18 protein-coding genes are annotated in these 18,031 nt (G+C 66.6%); 11 read left to right on the forward strand and 7 right to left on the reverse strand.

What is annotated here, in order from left to right:
• Nucleotides 1-15: 15 nt before the first annotated feature.
• Nucleotides 16-1,023 carry a TIGR00266 family protein gene (locus LQ772_RS11895; RefSeq protein WP_231321060.1) on the forward strand — a complete coding sequence of 336 codons (1,008 nt, stop codon included), beginning with the start codon at nt 16-18 and terminating at the stop codon, nt 1,021-1,023.
• 69 nt (nt 1,024-1,092) lie between these two features.
• On the opposite strand, the gene lgt is transcribed toward LQ772_RS11895, so the two are convergent.
• Entirely contained in the window at nt 1,093-1,971 is an 879-nt protein-coding gene (lgt, locus tag LQ772_RS11900) for a prolipoprotein diacylglyceryl transferase (RefSeq protein WP_231321062.1), read from the reverse strand.
• A 184-nt stretch (nt 1,972-2,155) separates the two neighbouring features.
• Between lgt and LQ772_RS11905 the strand changes: the two genes are divergently transcribed.
• Nucleotides 2,156-4,102, forward strand: coding sequence for an alpha/beta hydrolase family protein (locus LQ772_RS11905; protein ID WP_231321063.1), 1,947 nt, complete (start codon nt 2,156-2,158; stop codon nt 4,100-4,102).
• Between the two features lie 60 nt (nt 4,103-4,162).
• Here LQ772_RS11905 and LQ772_RS11910 read toward each other — a convergent pair whose 3' ends face one another.
• The 4 genes from LQ772_RS11910 to LQ772_RS11925 all read right to left on the reverse strand — a co-directional run bounded on the left by LQ772_RS11910 (nt 4,163) and on the right by LQ772_RS11925 (nt 6,688).
• A complete protein-coding gene (locus tag LQ772_RS11910) occupies nt 4,163-4,666 on the reverse strand; it encodes a TPM domain-containing protein (protein ID WP_231321065.1) in 504 nt (167 codons plus the stop codon).
• Complete coding sequence (locus LQ772_RS11915; RefSeq protein WP_231321067.1) at nt 4,667-5,563, reverse strand: TPM domain-containing protein; 897 nt, start codon at nt 5,561-5,563, stop codon at nt 4,667-4,669.
• A gap of 1 nt (nt 5,564) precedes the next feature.
• On the reverse strand, nt 5,565-6,188 hold the full coding sequence (locus LQ772_RS11920; RefSeq protein ID WP_231321069.1) for a LemA family protein: 624 nt from the start codon (nt 6,186-6,188) through the stop codon (nt 5,565-5,567).
• Nucleotides 6,189-6,301: 113 nt separating this feature from the next.
• A complete protein-coding gene (locus LQ772_RS11925) occupies nt 6,302-6,688 on the reverse strand; it encodes a diacylglycerol kinase (RefSeq protein WP_231321070.1) in 387 nt (128 codons plus the stop codon).
• A 252-nt stretch (nt 6,689-6,940) separates the two neighbouring features.
• Here LQ772_RS11925 and LQ772_RS11930 point away from each other — a divergent pair, with 252 nt between their 5' ends.
• The 7 genes from LQ772_RS11930 (at nt 6,941) to LQ772_RS11960 (ending at nt 15,151) form a co-directional block, all read left to right on the forward strand.
• Nucleotides 6,941-8,497 (forward strand): peptide MFS transporter, encoded by a 1,557-nt coding sequence (locus LQ772_RS11930; RefSeq protein ID WP_231321072.1) that lies wholly within the window; start codon nt 6,941-6,943, stop codon nt 8,495-8,497.
• 44 nt (nt 8,498-8,541) lie between these two features.
• The gene (locus LQ772_RS11935; protein ID WP_231321074.1) at nt 8,542-9,810 is read left to right on the forward strand and encodes an ATP-binding protein; all 1,269 of its coding nucleotides are present in this window, start codon (nt 8,542-8,544) and stop codon (nt 9,808-9,810) included.
• 70 nt (nt 9,811-9,880) lie between these two features.
• On the forward strand, nt 9,881-10,459 hold the full coding sequence (locus tag LQ772_RS11940; RefSeq protein WP_231321075.1) for a response regulator transcription factor: 579 nt from the start codon (nt 9,881-9,883) through the stop codon (nt 10,457-10,459).
• A 213-nt stretch (nt 10,460-10,672) separates the two neighbouring features.
• Complete coding sequence (locus tag LQ772_RS11945) at nt 10,673-12,898, forward strand: TonB-dependent receptor (protein ID WP_231321076.1); 2,226 nt, start codon at nt 10,673-10,675, stop codon at nt 12,896-12,898.
• 15 nt (nt 12,899-12,913) lie between these two features.
• On the forward strand, nt 12,914-14,080 hold the full coding sequence (locus LQ772_RS11950; RefSeq protein WP_231321077.1) for a sialidase family protein: 1,167 nt from the start codon (nt 12,914-12,916) through the stop codon (nt 14,078-14,080).
• A complete protein-coding gene (locus LQ772_RS11955) occupies nt 14,077-14,541 on the forward strand; it encodes a thioredoxin domain-containing protein (RefSeq protein ID WP_231321078.1) in 465 nt (154 codons plus the stop codon). The genes LQ772_RS11950 and LQ772_RS11955 overlap by 4 nt, the downstream gene beginning before the upstream one ends.
• Before the next feature lie 322 nt (nt 14,542-14,863).
• Nucleotides 14,864-15,151, forward strand: a complete 288-nt coding sequence (locus LQ772_RS11960; protein WP_231321079.1) for a hypothetical protein — start codon at nt 14,864-14,866, stop codon at nt 15,149-15,151.
• A 60-nt stretch (nt 15,152-15,211) separates the two neighbouring features.
• On the opposite strand, the gene LQ772_RS11965 is transcribed toward LQ772_RS11960, so the two are convergent.
• Both LQ772_RS11965 and LQ772_RS11970 read right to left on the reverse strand, forming a co-directional pair.
• Entirely contained in the window at nt 15,212-15,916 is a 705-nt protein-coding gene (locus LQ772_RS11965) for an endonuclease domain-containing protein (protein WP_231321080.1), read from the reverse strand.
• Nucleotides 15,917-16,002: 86 nt separating this feature from the next.
• The gene (locus LQ772_RS11970; protein ID WP_231321081.1) at nt 16,003-16,290 is read right to left on the reverse strand and encodes a helix-turn-helix domain-containing protein; all 288 of its coding nucleotides are present in this window, start codon (nt 16,288-16,290) and stop codon (nt 16,003-16,005) included.
• A 176-nt stretch (nt 16,291-16,466) separates the two neighbouring features.
• Between LQ772_RS11970 and LQ772_RS11975 the strand changes: the two genes are divergently transcribed.
• Nucleotides 16,467-17,228, forward strand: coding sequence for a hypothetical protein (locus LQ772_RS11975; RefSeq protein WP_231321082.1), 762 nt, complete (start codon nt 16,467-16,469; stop codon nt 17,226-17,228).
• An 11-nt stretch (nt 17,229-17,239) separates the two neighbouring features.
• Nucleotides 17,240-17,881, forward strand: coding sequence for a hypothetical protein (locus LQ772_RS11980; protein ID WP_231321084.1), 642 nt, complete (start codon nt 17,240-17,242; stop codon nt 17,879-17,881).
• Nucleotides 17,882-18,031 lie beyond the last annotated feature (150 nt).

Raw genomic sequence — 18,031 nt, forward strand, 5'->3', positions numbered from 1 at the left:
CAAGGGACGGCCAACATGACGCAGTGGTATTTCAGCTACGGCAACAACGAACGCATCGGCCCGATGGACGACGAGGCCGCCCGTGCGCAGGCGCGCAGCCGTCCCGACGGTTACTGCTGGAAAGAAGGCTTCGGCGAATGGCGGCCGATCCACAGCGTGTTCCAGCCGGCCACCGCGATGGCCGTGGCGCCGCCGCCCGTGCCGGCCGGCCGCTACGGCAGCGCCGACGAGGTCGACTACCGCATCGTCGGCAACGACATGCAGTTCGTCGAAGTCGAGCTCGATCCGGGCGAGAGCGCGATCGCCGAAGCCGGCTCGCTGATGTACAAGGAGTCGGCGGTGCAGATGGACACCGTGTTCGGCGACGGTTCCACCGCCAGCCAGGGCGGCGGCCTGATGGGCAAGCTGATGTCCGCCGGCAAGCGCGTGATCACCGGCGAGAGTCTGTTCACGACGGTGTTCACGCACACCGGGAGCGGCAAGGCCAAGGTCGCCTTCGCCGCGCCCTACCCCGGTACCGTGATGGCGATGAAGCTCTCCGAACACGGCGGGCGCCTGATCTGCCAGAAGGATTCGTTCCTGGCCGGCGCGCGCGGCGTGCAGCTGGGCATCTATTTCCAGCGCAAGATCCTCACCGGCCTGTTCGGCGGCGAGGGCTTCATCATGCAGAAGCTCGAGGGCGACGGCTGGGTCTTCGTGCACGCCGGCGGCACCGTGGTCGAGCGCGAGCTCAAGGCGGGCGAACGGCTGGATGTGGACACCGGCTGCGTGGTCGCCTTCCACGACACCATCAACATGGACGTGCATACGGTCGGCGGCATCAAGAGCATGCTGTTCGGCGGCGAAGGCATGTTCCTGGCCTCGCTCACCGGCCCCGGCAAGGTGTGGCTCCAGTCGCTGCCGTTCTCGCGCATGGCCGGCCGCATGCTGGCCGCCGCGCCGCAGGGCGGTGGCCAGCGCCGCGGCGAGGGCTCGATCCTCGGTGGTCTGGGCGATCTGATCGGCGGTGACAATAACTTCTAAGGCGGGCTTAGGCCCATCGACCCCAGGCCGGAACGCAGGGTGGGCTGGAGCCCACCCCTGCGGAAACACTCAGTGCGCGGCGGGCGCCAGTGTCGGCGCCCGGCGCGACATCGCCACCAGCACCAGACCGATCACGATCAGCGGCAGCGACTGCACCTGCCCCATCGTGAGCCAACCCCAGGCCAGGTAACCCAGCTGAGGATCGGGTACGCGCACGAACTCCACCGCGAATCGGAAGCAGCCGTACATCAGCGCGAACAGCCCGGAAACCAGGTAGCGCGGGCGCGGCCTCATCGATACCAGCCACAGCACCGCGAACATCACCAGGCCTTCGAGCGCCATCTCGTACAGCTGCGAGGGGTGTCGGGGAATGCCGCCGAACTGCGCCAGTTGCTGGGCCAGCGCCGGCTGGCCGTGCGCCAGCTGCACGTCTTCCAGCTTCGCGTTCGGGAAAATCATCGCCCAGGCCACGTCGCCGGGTTTGCCCCACAACTCGCCGTTGATGAAGTTGCCCAGCCGGCCCAGACCCAAGCCCAGCGGCACCAGCGGCGCGACGAAATCCATGGTGTCGAAGAAGTGCAGCCGATGCCGCCGCGACCACCACCAGGCGGCTACCAGCACGCCGATCAGGCCGCCATGGAAGCTCATGCCGCCGTCCCATACCTTGAACAGCGCCAGCGGCTCGGTCCAGATCCAGTGAAGCCCGCCGGCGTAGTAGAACAGCATGTACCACACGCGCCCGCCGACGATGATGCCCAGCATCGCGTAGAACGCCAGGTCGCTCAGCGCGTCGCGGCTCACCGGCAACCGTCCCTGCTTGCGCCTCCGCTCGCCGAGCAGTCCCGCGCTCAGGAAGCTGAGCAGGTACATCAGACCGTACCAGTGCACCTGCACGGGCCCGATGTGGAAGGCGACCGGATCGAAGTGGACGGTGAAAGGCTGGGTCATGGTGGAGGGCTGGCGGACAAAGACCAAGTGTAGCCGGGCCCGACCGGCCCGCGCAGGCCCTTCCGGCCCGCGATCCACTCTCACTAGAATCGCGGCGAATGCATGCGGCGGGGGACGCCGCCCGGCCTGCCGCCGCGCTCCCGGCGGCCGCGCCTGCCACAGGGAGCTTACGGGGGAAGGGATGATGAACCGATTCACGCGGGCCGCGTTGTGCGCGGCCCTGTTAGGGGCGTCGGCGATCGTCGCCGCAGCCGATCTGCTGCCGGTGGAGGATTTCGCACGCCACCCGTCGCTGTCGATGCCGCGGCTGTCGCCGGACGGCAAGTACCTGGCCGTGCGCTGGGACGATGGCAGCTCTCACGCACTGGTCGTCTATCACGTCGACGACATGTCCCGGCCCGCCAGCATGTTGCGCATGCCCAAATACGAACTGCCGGCCGGCATCACCTGGGTCAGCCCCACGCGGCTGGTGGTCGAAAAAGGCAAGGAATACGGCTCGATCGACAAGCCGTCCATGACGGGCGAGATCATCGCCACCGACGTCGATGGCAAGAACCAGGACTACCTGTACGGCTACGATGTCAAGTACAGCTCGCGCGCCGCCACGCGGGGCACCGACCGCGGCTGGGGCACCGTCGACGGCATGCCCGAGCACGCCAACGGGCACTTCTACATGGGAGCCACGCCGTGGGACAGCTCCGACCACAGCTATATCTACGACGTCGACGCGAGCGCCAACACCCGCCGCCTGATCGGTGACATCGGCGAGGGCGGCATGACCTTCATGGTCGGCGCCGATGGCCAGGCGCACTACGCCTACGGCCGCAACGAGAACTTCGACTACGTGGTCTACCACCATCAGGACGGCCACTGGCAGTCGCTGAGCGCGCAGCAGATCGGCGGCACCTTCGCCCCGATCGACTACACGCCCGACCACCAGCGCATCTATGCCATGTACGACGCCGGCGGCGGCCCTGCCTCGCTGGTCGAGCAGGACGAGAACGGCGGCAACCGCAAGCTGCTTGCCGCCGCGGGCTTCGGTGACATGGGCGGCATCGAGTGGACGCCACTGCCGCATCAGCCGTTCGCCACCATCCCCGATACCGGCCTGCCGCAGCTGAGCTACATCGATCCCAACCTGCCGGCCGCCAAACTTCACCGCGCGCTGGTAATGAAGTTTCCGGGCCAGTACGTGCACTTCGTCGACTACAGCGAGGATGGCGGGCAACTGCTCTTCAGCGTGGCCAGCGACCGCACCCCGGGTTCGTATTTCCTGATCGATACGCATACCTACAAGGTGCGCAAGCTGTTCGACGCGGCGCCATGGATCGATCCGACCAAGATGGCTGAACGCCGTCCCCTGCGCTTCAAGGCCAGCGACGGCACGGAGCTGGAAGCGATCCTCACCCTGCCGCCGGGTCGCCCCGAAACCAACCTGCCGATGGTGCTGCTGCCGCACGGCGGCCCGATCGGCGTGCGCGACGACTGGTTCTACGACGACGACGCGCAGTTCCTGGCCAGCCGCGGATACCTGGTGTTGCAGGTCAACTACCGCGGCTCGGGCGGGCGCGGAGAAGACTTCCAGGAAGCTGGCTACCTCAAGTGGGGCACGCGCATCCAGCAGGACCTCACCGACGGCGTCAAATGGGCGATCGCAGAACACTATGCCGACCCGGCGCGCGTGTGCGTCTACGGCGGCAGCTTCGGTGGCTATTCGGCGATGATGACGGTGATCCGCGCGCCGGGCATGTTCAAGTGCGCTGTCGGCTACGCAGGCATCTACGACCTGAAGATGATGTACAAAAAGGGGGATATCCAGTCGAGCAAGAGCGGTCTCAGCTACCTCACCACCGTGATCGGCCGCAACGACGCCGAACTCGACGCCAACTCGCCGGACAAGCTTGCCGACAAGATTTCGGTCCCGGTGCTGCTCATCCACGGCGAGGACGACAAGCGCGCTCCATTCGCCCAGGCCAAGGCCATGCGCGCCGCGCTGGATGCTGCGCACAAGCCATACGAATGGATGAGCAAGCCGGGCGAAGGCCATGGCTTCTACGACGAGAAGAATCGCGTGGACTTCTACAACGCGCTGCAGGCGTTTCTGGAGAAGCACATCGGCAAAGGTGCCTGACGCGTATCGCGCAGTAGCGATCCCGCCAACCGGACGGCCGCCTTCGGGCGGCCGTTTTCGTCACAGCAGCACGGGCCGATCGGGCAACTCGTCGGGATTGTCGCGATCGCCCGCCGGGAAATGCTCACTCAGCAATGCGTTGATGGCGGCCAGGCCCGCCAGGCTTCCCTCGCGCCAGCGTGCAGCCGAGAAGTGATCGCGCATGAGCGAGCAGACGCCATCCCATTGCACCTGCGGCACGCGGCGCGCGATGCCGCGGTCGGCAACGATCTCGATCCGCTGCTCGGACAGCAGCAGGTACACGAGCACGCCGCAGTTCTCCTCGGTGTCCCACACGCGCAGCTGGGCGAACACGTCCCGAGCGCGCGAACGTGCATCCACGCCAGCCAACACGGCGCGCACGGTCAGGCGCGATTCGACCGCGAAGCGCACTTCGCCCAGGTGCCCCCGTTCGCCGATAGTCACCGCGTCGGCCAGCTCGTCCAGCAACATCGCGGGAAAGCGCTGGCGCAACTGGAACCAACCACCGAACAGGTTGGCGAACAATCGCTGCATGAGCGTCATCTACCAGCTCCCCGACGAACCGCCGCCACCGAAGCTGCCGCCTCCACCACTGAAGCCGCCGCCTCCGCCGAAACCGCCACCAAAACCGCCCCCGCCGAAACCACCGCCACCGAAGCCGCCCCAACCACCCCAGCCGCCACGCCCGATCGAGCGTCCGCCGCCGCCGGGCAGCAGCATGAACACGCCACCGATGATTGCGCCCAGCGCCGCCGCCCCCAGGCTGGCGGCGACCAGCCACAGGATGCCGCCGGTAATGCCGGCACCCAGCGGCGTGCGCACGAACAGGTTGGCGCGGCCGAACAAATTGCGCAGGAAGAAGGCGATGAAGATGCCGATGAACAGCGCCTGCTGGAAGCCGATGCCGCGGTGCTCGCGCGGCGCGCCCTGCACCGGCGGCGGCAACGGCTCGCCGTCGATCAGCTGGGTGAGCGCCCCCACGGCGTCATGAATGCCACCGTAGTAGTCGCCCTCGCGGAACTTCGGCGCGATGTACTCGCGGATGATGCGCGCGGTAGCTGCGTCGGGAATCGCACCTTCCAGCCCGTAGCCGACCTCGATGCGCACCCGGCGATCGTCCTTGGCCACCAGCAGCAGCACGCCGTCGTCGGTGCCCTTGCGGCCAACCTTGTTCTGCTCGGCCACCGCGAGCGAATAGCTCTCGATGTCCTGCTCGCCGGTGCTGCCGATCATCAGCACGACCAGCTGCGCGCCCTTGCCCTTCTCCAGCGCCACCAGTTGGCCGTCGAGTTCATCGACCTGCTGCGCGCTCAGCGTGCCGGTCAGGTCGGTGACGTGACGCTTGAGCGTGGGCACCTCGGCGGCCTGTGCCGCCCAGCCTGCCGCCAGGAGCAGCACGCCGAGCAGCAACCACGCCAGCCGTGGCGGGCGATGGGCCATGTCAGTGCGCGGCCGAGCCGGCCGGAGCCGGCGCCTGCGTGCCGAAGTCGACGGTCGGCGCGGTGGAGATCGCCTTTTCGTTCTCCACCGTGAAGTTCGGCTTGACCTGGTATCCGAACATCTTCGCGGTGAGGTTGTTCGGGAAGGTGCGGATCATCGAGTTGTACTGCTGCACCGACTGGACGTAGCGGTTGCGCGCCACGGTGATGCGGTTCTCGGTGCCTTCCAGTTGCGCCTGCAGGTTCTGGAACAGGCCATTGGCCTTCAGGTCCGGATAGCGCTCGCTGACCACCATCAGCCTCGACAGCGCACTGGAAAGCTCGCCCTGGGCCTGCTGGAACTGCTTGAGCTTCTGGGCATCGTTGATGGTGTCCGGGGTGACCTGCACGCTGCCCACGCGGGCGCGGGCGTTGGTGACCTCGGTCAGCACGCGCTCCTCGTGCTGGGCATAGCCCTTGACCGTATTGACCAGGTTCGGCACCAGGTCGGCGCGGCGCTGGTACTGGTTGAGCACCTCCGACCAGGCGGCCTTCACCGCCTCGTCCTGGCGCTGGATGGCGTTGTAGCCGCAGCCGCTCAGCAGCACGGCCAGCAGCGACAGCACGATCACGCGAAGGGTCTTCATGGCGGCGCTCCGAGGGATGGGAACGCCAGCGTAGGGTCAGGCTCCGGCCAGCGTCAACGAGCCCGCCATGACGTTCGCGCGAAAAGGCGGCGGGCCGAAGCCGACCTACCGAGCTACATGGTCAGGATCGCGGGCAACCGGGGGCCGACGATGAGCGCCCAGCTCAAACCCATGAAGACGAGCAGCACGAACACGGCAGCCGAACCCATGTCCTTGGCGCGCCCGGCCAGTTCATGGAATTCGGGGCTGACCTTGTCGACCACCGCCTCGATCGCCGAATTGAGCAACTCGGCCGACAGCACCAGGAACATCGGCAGCACCAGCGCCAGTTTTTCCAGCGCGCCCTGGCCCAGATAAAGGCCCAGCGGAATCACCACGATGGCCAGACATACCTCGAAGCGGAACGACGCTTCGTGGCGCCAGCCCGCGCGCAGGCCCTTCATCGACCAGCGCATCGCGTTCCACAGTTGCCGCGGTCCGCGGAAGCCTTCGGCGGCCATGCGCTCAGGCGCCCGTCCGCGCGAAGGCGGAGTCGGCGGGCAGCGGGAAAGGGGCTGTCGACATGGGCGGCTACTCGCGATTCGGCCGGCGGCAAGCGCGCCATGATGCCACAGCGACCGTCGCCGGACGGCATGCCGCAGTGCAACGTTACCCGTATGCCGGATCGGTTACCCTCGAATGGTTGTAGCCCGGTTCAGGGTTGCAGAGCAGGCCGCGCCGCGGCAGTCAGTGTTCAACCGCTCGGAAATTTCATGGCAATCCAGAATCCGCCCGTATCGAAAACCCGTTCCTTCAGCACCGTCTTCCTGATCGAAATGTGGGAGCGCTTCGGCTTCTACGGCATGCAGGTGCTGATGGTCACCTACATGATGAAGAAGCTCGGCTTCATCGACACCCACGCCAACCTGGTGTGGGGCGCGGCCGCCGCGCTGATCTACGCCACGCCCGCCATCGGCGGCTGGGTCGGTGACAAGCTGATCGGCACCCGCCGCACGATGCTCACCGGCGCGGTGGTGCTGGGCCTGGGCTACGCGATGCTGTGGATTCCCACGGACAACCCCTACCTGCTGTATGTCGCGCTGGGCGTGATCATCGTCGGCAACGGCTTCTTCAAGCCCAATGCCGGCAACCTCGTGCGCAAGATCTACGAGGGCGACGACACCAAGATCGATAGCGCGTTCACCATCTACTACATGGCGGTGAACGTCGGCTCGATGATCTCCATGACGCTGACCCCGTGGGTGCGTGACTACGTGGGCGAGCGCTACGGCGACGCCTGGGGCTGGCACACCGCCTTCGGCATCTGCGCAATCGGCCTTCTGCTGGGGCTGGTCAACTACATGCTGATGAGCCGCACGCTGCGGCACATCGGCTCGGCGCCGGACCAGAAGCCGTTCAATCTCGCCCGCTTCGGCATGGTGATGCTCGCTGCGGTCGGCATGGTGTTCGTCTCGGCCTTCATTCTGCAGAGCCAGACGGTGGCGCGCATCTGCGTGTATGCCGCGGGCGTGGTGATCCTGGGCATCTTCATCCACCTGATCCGCTCCAGCGAGCGCAGCGAGCGGGCCGGCCTGGTCGCCGCGCTGGTGCTGACCGTCCAGACGATCTTCTTCTTCATCTTCTACCAGCAGATGTCCACCTCGCTGAACCTGTTCGCGCAGAAGAACGTGAACCTGGACTTCAGCGTGTTCGGCATGCACCTGTTCACCTGGATCCCGGAGCAGTACCAGAACCTCAACGCGATCTGGATCGTGCTGCTCAGCCCCGTGCTGGTGTTCGTCTACAACTCGCTGGGCCGCGTCGGCAAGGACCCGTCCGTCGCCGCCAAGTTCGCACTGGGCTTCGCCGCTGTGGCGGCGGGCTTCTTCGTGTACGGCGTCGGCGCACATTGGGCCGTTGCCGGCCAGGTGTCCTCCTGGACCATGGTCTGGGGCTATGGCCTCTACTCGCTGGGCGAACTGCTGGTGTCCGGCCTCGGCCTGGCGATGATCGCCCGCTATGTGCCGGCACGCATGGGCGGCTTCATGATGGGCGCCTATTACGTCGCTTCCGGCATCTCGCAATACCTCGGCAGCGTGGTGGCCAACTTCGCGCACATCCCGGAAGGTCTCAACGATCCGCTGCAGTCGCTGGACATCTACACCAGCCTGTTCACCAAGCTGGGCTGGGTCGGCCTGGGCTGCACGGCGATCGCCGTGGCGGTGCTGCCGCTGATGAAGAAGCTCTCCAACAGCCATGCCGAGCATGCTGCCGCGGCCGATCCGCTGCCGCCGGTGCGCAGCGAGGAAGGCTGGGAACTCCCGGGCTGATCCAAGACGGCGCCGCGGACCACCGCGGCGCTTTTCCTTGCGCCATGCCACACCGGCACGCCAACCGCCGCATCGGACCCTTCGCGCTCACGCGCATGCTCGCGTGGTTGCGCCTGTGCGCGATCGCCGGCCAAAGCGTGGCGGTGCTGGTCTGCGCGCTGTGGATGCACCTGCCTATTCCAGTACTGCCGTTGCTGACCGGCATCGGCGCACTGGCGGTCTTCGCCGTGTTCGCCGCCTGGCGGCTCGGCCAGCCCTGGCCGGTGCGGGAGTGGGAAACCATCCTGCACGTCGCGATCGATACGCTGGTATTGGGCTACCTGCTCTACTTCACCGGTGGCGCCAGCAATCCGTTCGTGACCCTGCTGCTGGTGCCGATCGCGCTGACCGCTGCCGCGCTGTCGGTGCCCGCCGTGCTGGCGGTGGCGACCCTGGCCGGCGTGGCCTACCTGCTGCTGCTCTACCGCTACGAGCCGTTGCCGCTGCCGATGCACGGCGGCGGCTTCCCGCTGCACATCCTCGGCATGGGCGTGAACTTCGTGATCACCGCGCTGCTGCTGGGCTTCTTCATCAACCGCCTGGCGCGGGCGTTGCGCATGCAGCAGATGGAGATCCAGCGCGTGCGCGAGCGCGCGCTGCGCGACGAAGGCATTCTCGCCATCGCCACCCAGGCCGCCGGCGCCGCGCACGAGCTCAACACGCCGCTGGCGACCATGCGCACGCTGCTGCCTGAACTGCGTCGCGAACATGCACAGGACGCCCTGCTGGAAGAGGACCTCGCGCTGCTGCAGGAGCAGGTGGACCGATGCCGCACGATCCTGCGCGAGATGGTCGCCTTCGGCCAGGCGCAGCTGTCGCAGGAGGCCGAGCGGATGCCGCTGCAGGCATTCGTGCACGGTTGCCTTGAACGCTTCCAGTTGCTGCGCCCGGAGGCCGAGCTGGCGCTGGACCTTCCAGACGCCATCGCGCGACTGGTGCTTCGCGTGCCGGCGGGCCTGCGCCACGCGCTGATCAACCTGCTCAACAACGCCGCCGATGCCTCTGAATCGCGCGGATCGGATGCGGTCGAACTGCAGATCCGCTGTGAGCACGGCTGGCTGGAACTGACCGTGCGCGACCACGGCCCGGGCTTCGACACCCAGGCCGAACTGGGCGAACTTGGCCGCAGCGGCAAGCAGGGCGGCCTCGGGCTGGGACTGGCGCTGGCCGAAGCCACCGCCGAACGCCTCGATGGCGAACTGATGGCAAGCAATACCGCTCAGGGCGCCCAGGTGCGCCTGCGCCTGCCGCTGGCAGCGATCGGCGCGGGCTGATCCTGCGAAACGTGCAACTGCGGCGCGCTCGGGCAAGAATGTCTTTCCCGACCTTGCTCCCACCATGCCCATGACCGACGCCAACGCTCCCCGCCAGCTGCTGATCGTCGACGACGACGCCACCTTCGTTCGCGTGCTCTCCCGCGCGCTGGGTTCGCGCGGCTTCGAGGCGATCGGCGCCACTCGCGCCGACGAGGCGCGGCAACTGGCCCGGCGTCACCAGCCACGCTACTGCGTGCTGGACCTCAAGCTGGGCGAGGAGAACGGCCTGAAGCTGATCTCCGAACTGCACGCGCTGGTGCCGGAGATGCGCATCCTGCTGCTGACCGGCTACGCCTCGATTGCCACCGCCGTCGAAGCGATCAAGCGCGGCGCGCACGATTACCTGGCCAAGCCGGTCGACGCCGACGCAGTGGTGCGCGCGCTGCTCGAGGGCGAGGGCCCATCGGCGGTCGACGACGAGCCGCCGGAGGCACCCGAGGCGCCGCTGGCCTTGCGCCGGCTGGAATGGGAGCACATCCAGCGCGTGCTCACCGAATGCGACGGCAACATCTCCGAAACCGCGCGGCGCCTGGGCATGCATCGCCGCACGCTGCAGCGCAAACTGAGCAAGCATCCGGTACGCGAACGCCCCGACGCGGGCGAGTGATCGTGCCATCGTAGGGCGGGCTTGGAGCCCACCGACCGTCCGCGTCGCACACGATGGTGGCCGGAGCCCACCCCACGGTTTCCCCGCGAGAGGCGCTTTCCACACTCCCGTGCGACAACGCGTCATCTGGCCGTGCACATTGGCGCCGCTATGCTGCGAAGCCTCGACCCACGTCCAGAGTTGACTGTGAAGCCCCGATCGCCCGGTCTCCGCGTGCTCGCCATCCTGGCTTTCCCGGGCTTGCTGCACGCCGTCGACGCGCCACCGCAGGCGACCACGCTCGCCCCGGTGATGGTGCACGCCAGCGACACCCACGTGACCGAGACGCCGGCCGTCAGCGTGCGCATCGACCGCGCGCAGCTCGCGCGGCAGAACGTCACCACCAGTGCGGACGCGCTGCGCTTCGCTCCCAACCTGCAGGTGCGCGCGCGCTACATCGGCGACCCCAACGCCATCATCAGCGGCCGCAACGCGGGCACCCTGCAGAGCGCGCGCAGCCTGGTCTATTCCAACGGCCTGCTGCTCTCCAACCTGATGACCAACGGCTGGGACGGCGCGCCGCGCTGGGGCATGGTCACGCCCGAGGAGATCGGCGCGGTCGACGTGCTGTACGGGCCCTACTCCGCGCTCTATCCCGGCAACTCGATCGGCACCACGGTGCTGATCCACACGCGCCTGCCCGAACGGCTGACCGCCAGCGCGAGCGTGCAGTTGATGAGCCAGGATTTCCATGACGCTTATGGCGCCGACGGTCACTACAACGGCCGTCACGCTGCCGCCTCCCTCGGCGACAGGCAGGGCCGCTGGAGCTGGTTGCTCACTCTGGACCGCCTGGACAACCACGGCCAGCCGATGCAGTACGCCACGGCGCGGCCCGGCGGCGATCCCTCGACGGCGATCGCGGTGGACGGCGCCGCGCTCGACCGCAACCCCAACGGCAGCCCGCGCCTGGTGTACGGCGCCAACAGCATCGAACACACCGTGCAGACCCAGGCCAAGCTCAAGGTCGGCGTGGACCTCACCGATCGGGTGGCCGCGTTGTTCACGCTCGGCTGGTGGCACAACCACGCAGAGGACCGCACGCGCAGCTTCCTGCACGGCGCGGATGGCCGAGCGGTAACCGCCGGCACGGTCAGCGCCTACGGCGGCCTCTGGACATTGCCGCCCAGCGGCCTGGCACCGGCCGCCAGCGAAGATACGCACTTGCTCTACGGTGCCGAATTCAATGGCCATTGGTCCAACGACTGGCGCTGGACCGCCGTCGCCAGCCACTACGACTTCGCGCGCGCGCTGGCACGCAGCGCGTCGCTGCCGCCGGCCGGTCCGCTCGACGGCCCCGGTACCGTGGCAGACAACGCAGGCTCGGGCTGGGACACGTTCGACCTGCGCAGCTCCGGCCCGCTGGCCGACACGCACATGCTCTACGCCGGCCTGCACGGCGACCGCTACGTGCTCGACTCGCGCGCCCGTGCGGCCAGCGACTGGCGTGGCGCTCCCGACGGACCGCTGACCGCCGCTTTCGCCGGCCGTACGCAGACCCGCGCGGGCTACCTGCAGGACGTATGGAGCTTCGCCGACGCCTGGGCGCTGACGCTCGGCGCGCGCTGGGAGCAATGGCGCGCCTACGGCGGACGCCGTTCGGATGCCGCCAACGCCGTGCGTTACGCCGACCGCCAGCGCAGCGATCTCTCGCCCAAGGCCGCGCTCGAATGGGATTTTGCGTCCGACTGGCAGCTGCGCCTGGCCTGGGGCAAGGCGGTGCGTTATCCGACCGTGGCCGAACTGTTCCAGGGCGCGCTCTCCGACAACGCCATCGTCGGCAACGATCCCAACCTCAAGCCCGAGCGCGACAACTCGCTCGACCTCACGCTCAAGCGGCAACTCGCCAACGGCCATTGGCGCATCTCGCTGTTCCAGGACCGCATCGCCGATGCGCTCTACACGCAGACCGACATCACCGTCACGCCCACCGTCACCAACGTGCAGAACATCGACCTCACCCGCGTGCGGGGCATCGAGGGTGAGCTGGCGCTGACCGACCTGTGGACGAGCGGGCTGGATCTGACCGCGAGTGTGGCACTCAACGACGCCAAGACCCTGCGCGACCGTCGCTACCCGCTGGCCGAGGGCAAGTGGTTCCCGCGCATCCCGCGCCTGCGCGCGAGCCTCTTCGCCGATTACCGCTTCGCCGACGGCTGGGAGGCGTCGCTCGGCATCCGCCGTTCCGGGCGCCAGTACGGCACGCTGGACAACAGCGACTTCGTCGATACCTACGGCGCCGTCAGTGCCTTCACGGTCGCCGATGCGAAACTGCGCTGGCACTTCGCCCCGCGCTGGACCGCATCGCTGGGCGTGGACAACCTCACCAACGCGCGCTACTGGGTCTACCACCCGTATGCCGGTCGCACCTGGGTCGGTGGCGTGCGCTGGGATATGTAAACCGGAAGGACTGCCATGCGCCGCTTGTTGCTCCTGCTGCTTTGCCTTGCCGTCGCGCCGGTCGTTGCGCACGAGCACATGGCCATGTCCAAGGAGCCGCCGCTCGGCGCCAGCGCCGCATTCGACACGCAGGGCCGGCTATGGGTGGTCGATGCGGCCGACGGCCACGTGCGCCTGCGCCATTCGGACGACCTGGGCAAGACCTTCAGCGCGCCGATGCCGGTCAACGCGACGCCCGAGCCGATCTACGCCGAAGGCGAGAACCGGCCCAAGCTGGCGTTCGGCCCTGATGGCGAAATCTACGTGAGCTGGTCGCAGCCGCGCGCGAAACCGTGGACCGGCTTCGTGCGCTTCGCCCGCTCGCTGGATGGCGGCACGCATTTCTCCATCCCCATCACCGTGCACCGCGACCGCGCCGAGATCACCCATCGCTTCGATGCGCTGGCGGTCGACGGCAAGGGACGCGTCGTAATCGCCTGGATCGACAAGCGTGACCAGGCCGCGGCCGAGGCGGCGGGCAAGCCGTACCTGGGCGCCGCGGTGTACTACGCCTGGTCCGGCGACCGCGGTGCAAGCTTCGTACCCGAACGCAAGCTCGCCGCACACAGCTGCGAGTGCTGCCGCATCGCGCTTTCGAAGACACCGAACGGTGAAGTCGTCGCGTTCTTCCGCGCCATCTACGGCGACAACATCCGCGATCACGCCTATGCCACGCTGCGTACGGACGGCGGCCCAGCCCAAGCCGAACGCGCCACCTTCAGCGGCTGGCACATCGCCGGCTGCCCGCACCACGGCCCCGGCCTGGCGATCGGCAGCGACGGCACACGCCACGCGGTCTGGTACGAGGCCAGCGGCAAGCCGACGATCTGGTACGGCCAGTTGCAGCCGGGCCAGCGTGCGGCGCACGCGCAGGCGATCGCCGGCGCAGGCGCGAGCCATGCCGACGTCGCCGTGCACGACGCCTCCGTGTGGATCGCATGGAACCAGGTCGACGCACAGGGGGAAGCGCTGATGCTGCGACGCTCGGATGACGGCGGCCTGCACTTCGGCCCGCCGCACGCGCTGGCGAACAGCACCGCGGCAGTCGGCTCGCCACAGTTGCTGCAGCACGACGGCCGCGCCTACGTCGCCTGGAATACCGCAGCGGGCTTCCGCCTGCTGCCCGCGGGAGACACGCCGTGAAGCGTTGGCTCGCCATCCTGTTGCTGGCTCCCGCCCTCGCAACCGCCGGTTCGCTGAAGCCGCTGGCCGCCGCCGACGTCCCTGCCCTGCTCGCACCACCCGCGCACGGCGAACGCCTGATCGCGCTCTGGGCGCTGGATTGCGCGTATTGCGAACCGAACCTGCAGGCCCTCGCGCGATTGCAGCAGGCACATCCGGAGGCGATCGAGCTGGTCACCGTGGCCACCGACGACATGACGCACGAAGCGGCCATCGAAAAGCGCCTCGCCACCGCCGGCATGACCGCCTGGCCCGCTCGCGCCTACGCCGACGCCACGCCCGAGCGTCTGAACTATCTGCTTGATCCCGAATGGGGCGGCGAGACGCCGCGCGTGCTGGTCATCCGCGCCGATGGCTCACGCCACGGTTACAGCGGCGAGCTGACCACAAAACAGCTGCAAGCCCTCACCCTCGACCCATAGGGTGGCTTCAGCCCACCTTGCCCTCCGTCGTGGCTAGGTCGGAGGGCCGAAGCCCACGCTGGGAAAGCCGTGGCCAGACATGCAAAACGCCCCATTCGGGGCGTTTTGCATGTCTGGCGGAGAGAGAGGGAGATGATTCTCTCTCAACCCCACCAAGCCCTTGCGGCGCTTGGCCCGCCGGAAAGTTTGACCTCCGGTGTTGACCAAGTTCGGCGAACCGTATCAGGGAGCCTTGCTCTGCAGCAACCACTCGACCCTTGAAACGGCCGAGCCCGCCCAAACGTGAAAATTTGGTCCATGTGGACCGCTAGAGGCGACCAGCATGACTCAGCAGGAGAAGGAACTGGAACACGCCAAGGGCGATTGGTCCAAGCACGACAACAAGCGCTACATCGGCAAGATCGATCGTGTGAATGTATCGCTCAGTGAATCCTGGGAGGTCGAATACTTCATCGACCATTACATTCAGACCCGTGGGTTCCCCATCACTAACGGAAACCGGAACAAAGTCGTTGGCGCGTTGGAGAACTTCACCGGTCGCGCGCCTTACAAACGCGACGAATTGAATGCTTACCTGGACAAGCTTTGGGGTTTGTCGCCCAAGGTCTAAACCGGACCAGAGGGGCGCTGCTGCGTGGCGCGCCCTCTTTTTGCCCTGTCCAAATAGCAGTTACCACGAAAGCGGATCGGCGAAGGTGTCTGCGTGGCTTGGGGCGTGGGCTCGGTAACGTCGTTCCCATGCTTGCTTCAACAGGTCCACATCACGCAACCCAGTGGTTCGCACAAAATCGAGGTAAGGCTCAAGGCCGCGCGCCGAGCACTCATAGATGTCGCCGCGAAAGTTCATCGCAAACGCCCGGGACGAGAACCGCCAGCCTTCTTTGGGTGACCAACTATCCTCGCCGCTGCCCTCACAATCATCAGGGATCTCATTAGAGCTCTCGCTGTCCGACTGCTCCCATCTGGCTTGCGCCACCTCACACCACCGATCCCGCTGCTCTCGCTTGAAGCACTGGGGCTCAACGCGGGCAAGGCCAGCCAAGACACCGATGAGGTTGCTGTAAACAAACACTGCCGGGACTCGGTAGACCACGTCAGCCTTTCCGGCAGAGACGATGAACACCGTTCGCCACCGATCCCTGCCCAAGTCGTGATGCTGTCCGTCCACTTCGATGGCGACCCGCCGTCCCGGCCTGGTCAGTAGAAGATCGAGCCGGAACGGGCCCGCTTCCGTATCAACCCAGACTTGCGTAGTGAGTTGAACCCCCGGGGCCAATGAATCGCGCAAGCGCTCACCCAATGCTTCTTCAGGGTCGCTTTCATATGCCGTCTGGGTCCGAGCTAGCCGTGCGATAGCAGCGCTGATGTGTTCCATGGGATCAGCCTACTACCTACGTTCTCAGTCGACGAGACAATAAGTCTGTGGATAAAGCTTGTTTCCGTTTTAGAGCGACGAGTCCGTCATGGCGGGGCTTTGCCGGTGCGCAAGGTCTTTTCGACCTCTCGAGCCCAAGCGACCAGGTCCGTGCCACAAGCTTTGCACCAATCCCGGATCTGCAGCCCATCTAGCCTGACCGCACCTCGCTCGGCCGCGGTGACGTAGTTCTGCGACCTTCCCAATAGATCGCCCAGGTCTTTTTGCGTGAGCCCTGCCCGCGTTCTCACAGCACGCAGAGTCGCCAAGAACGCTTGGTTCTCCGGTCGATACAGGGACTTCTGTGCTCGTTCCGACAGCCGGTCGACAGCCATGTGCCCGCTCCCACGTTGGATCGGACACGCACGCTATGACTCAAAACTGTTTACACCGAGTTTGTGTTTTTGTTTAGTATCGATTCCGATTCGCGACGCTAGTCTCGAAATCGCCAAGGACGGTGCGGGTGGCCTTGGCATGGATCGCCACACACCCGCGGAACAGGGGTTTCGAGATGATCAAACATTGGATCCAGGGCACGGCCGCCGCGCTGCTAGCGCTATGCCTCACGCCGCTCCACGCCCAGGACAGCGGGCTCAAAGGCTTCCTCCACCGCGCCAGTTCGGCGATCACGCACACGGCCTCAAAGGTTCTGAGGGGCCCGGCAAACGGAGCAAGCGCCAACGCAGCCGGACCGGCGACAACCGACGGGGCCTACTACCGTCCCGTCAGCCCGTCCAAGTCCGGCGACATCGTCGGCATTTTCGCGCACCACAAGGTGGGCGACGCGTGGCCGCGGGTCGCGATCAAATTCACGGAAGCCGGAACGAACCTCGCGTGCTGGACCGCCACTGCCCGGGTGTGGCGCTCGGCCACTCGTCATCACGACGAAACCTTTCAGGTCTGTAACGCCCCCTTGGCGTTCACCGATGCGATGGGACAAACGCGCTACATGACGGCGCCGGAAGACAGCATCGGCAACGGCCAAGGCCGGCTCCAACTGCTCACGGCGCAGAACATCCAGGGGATCTCGCACGTCGACACCGCCGTTGGCGGCGTGCGCAACATGGGCCCAAACCCGCCCCACATGCTTTTCGATCTGGGGGACGCCACCGAGTCCGGGCCGTTCGCGCACCAGTATCACGAAATTCTCATTCGCCTCATGTGGATCACCAGCTGGATGAGCCACGCCGATCCGGTGTTGGACAACAACTCCGGCAAAACCCTTTGGATCGTCGGCGTCGATCCCGCCGGTAACCACAACCTGCGCCGCTGAGGGAGCCTCCAATGAGCGGACTGCTGACTTTCCTAGCGCTGCTGATTGCCGCGGGCGGCTTCGTTATTCACTATTTCGGCAGCAAGTCGAGCCGCGGACCCGTCTTTGAGGTCCGCGAAGCCGGCGGTTGGGCGACGCTCATCGCCACGCCCGCGGCGTTGCCCTTTCGCCTCACCGTTGTTTCGATGGGCTTGGCAATCATCCCCGCCTGGATCGTGGGCGGGATGATTTACGCACGCAACCCCGAAAGTTCGGCCGCGCCCATTGCTGGGTTCCTTACGTGGATTCTCGCGGGGGTGCTGATCCGCCAAATGTGGCAGGGTTACCACGACCACCGGCGAAAGGTCGTGCGCGAGCCGTTGAAGGTGTCCACCGAAGGCATCCGGGTTGGCACGACCTACATCCCCGCCGACCAGGTCCTTTCGCTGGTCCGCAGCAACGCGCAAGACGGCCGAACTGTCGTGATCGGCGGGAACGGCGTGGCGGCAGGGGTCGGTCACATGGCGGCCCAAACCCTTTCGTTGTTGGCGGGTGTGAGCTACACGGTTGAGGTGGATCACCTTGGCCAACGCACCGTGCTGGCGGGCGGACTGACCGACGCCCAAGCGAATGCCGTGGCTACCGAACTTGCGCGCCGGTTGGCGCGCTTCTAGCTGCTTTATTCATCGCCGGAGAACGCAAAGGCCGCCCTGTGAGGCGGCTTTTGTTTGTCCGTGGCGGGGACAGTGTCCGGAAAATTGGGCGGACAAAAACTGCTTGGCTGGTGGAGGTTTAGTTGAAAAAGGGCGGTGATGCATTTAGAC

This window comes from Frateuria edaphi, assembly GCF_021117405.1.
Classification (GTDB): domain Bacteria; phylum Pseudomonadota; class Gammaproteobacteria; order Xanthomonadales; family Rhodanobacteraceae; genus Frateuria_A; species Frateuria_A edaphi.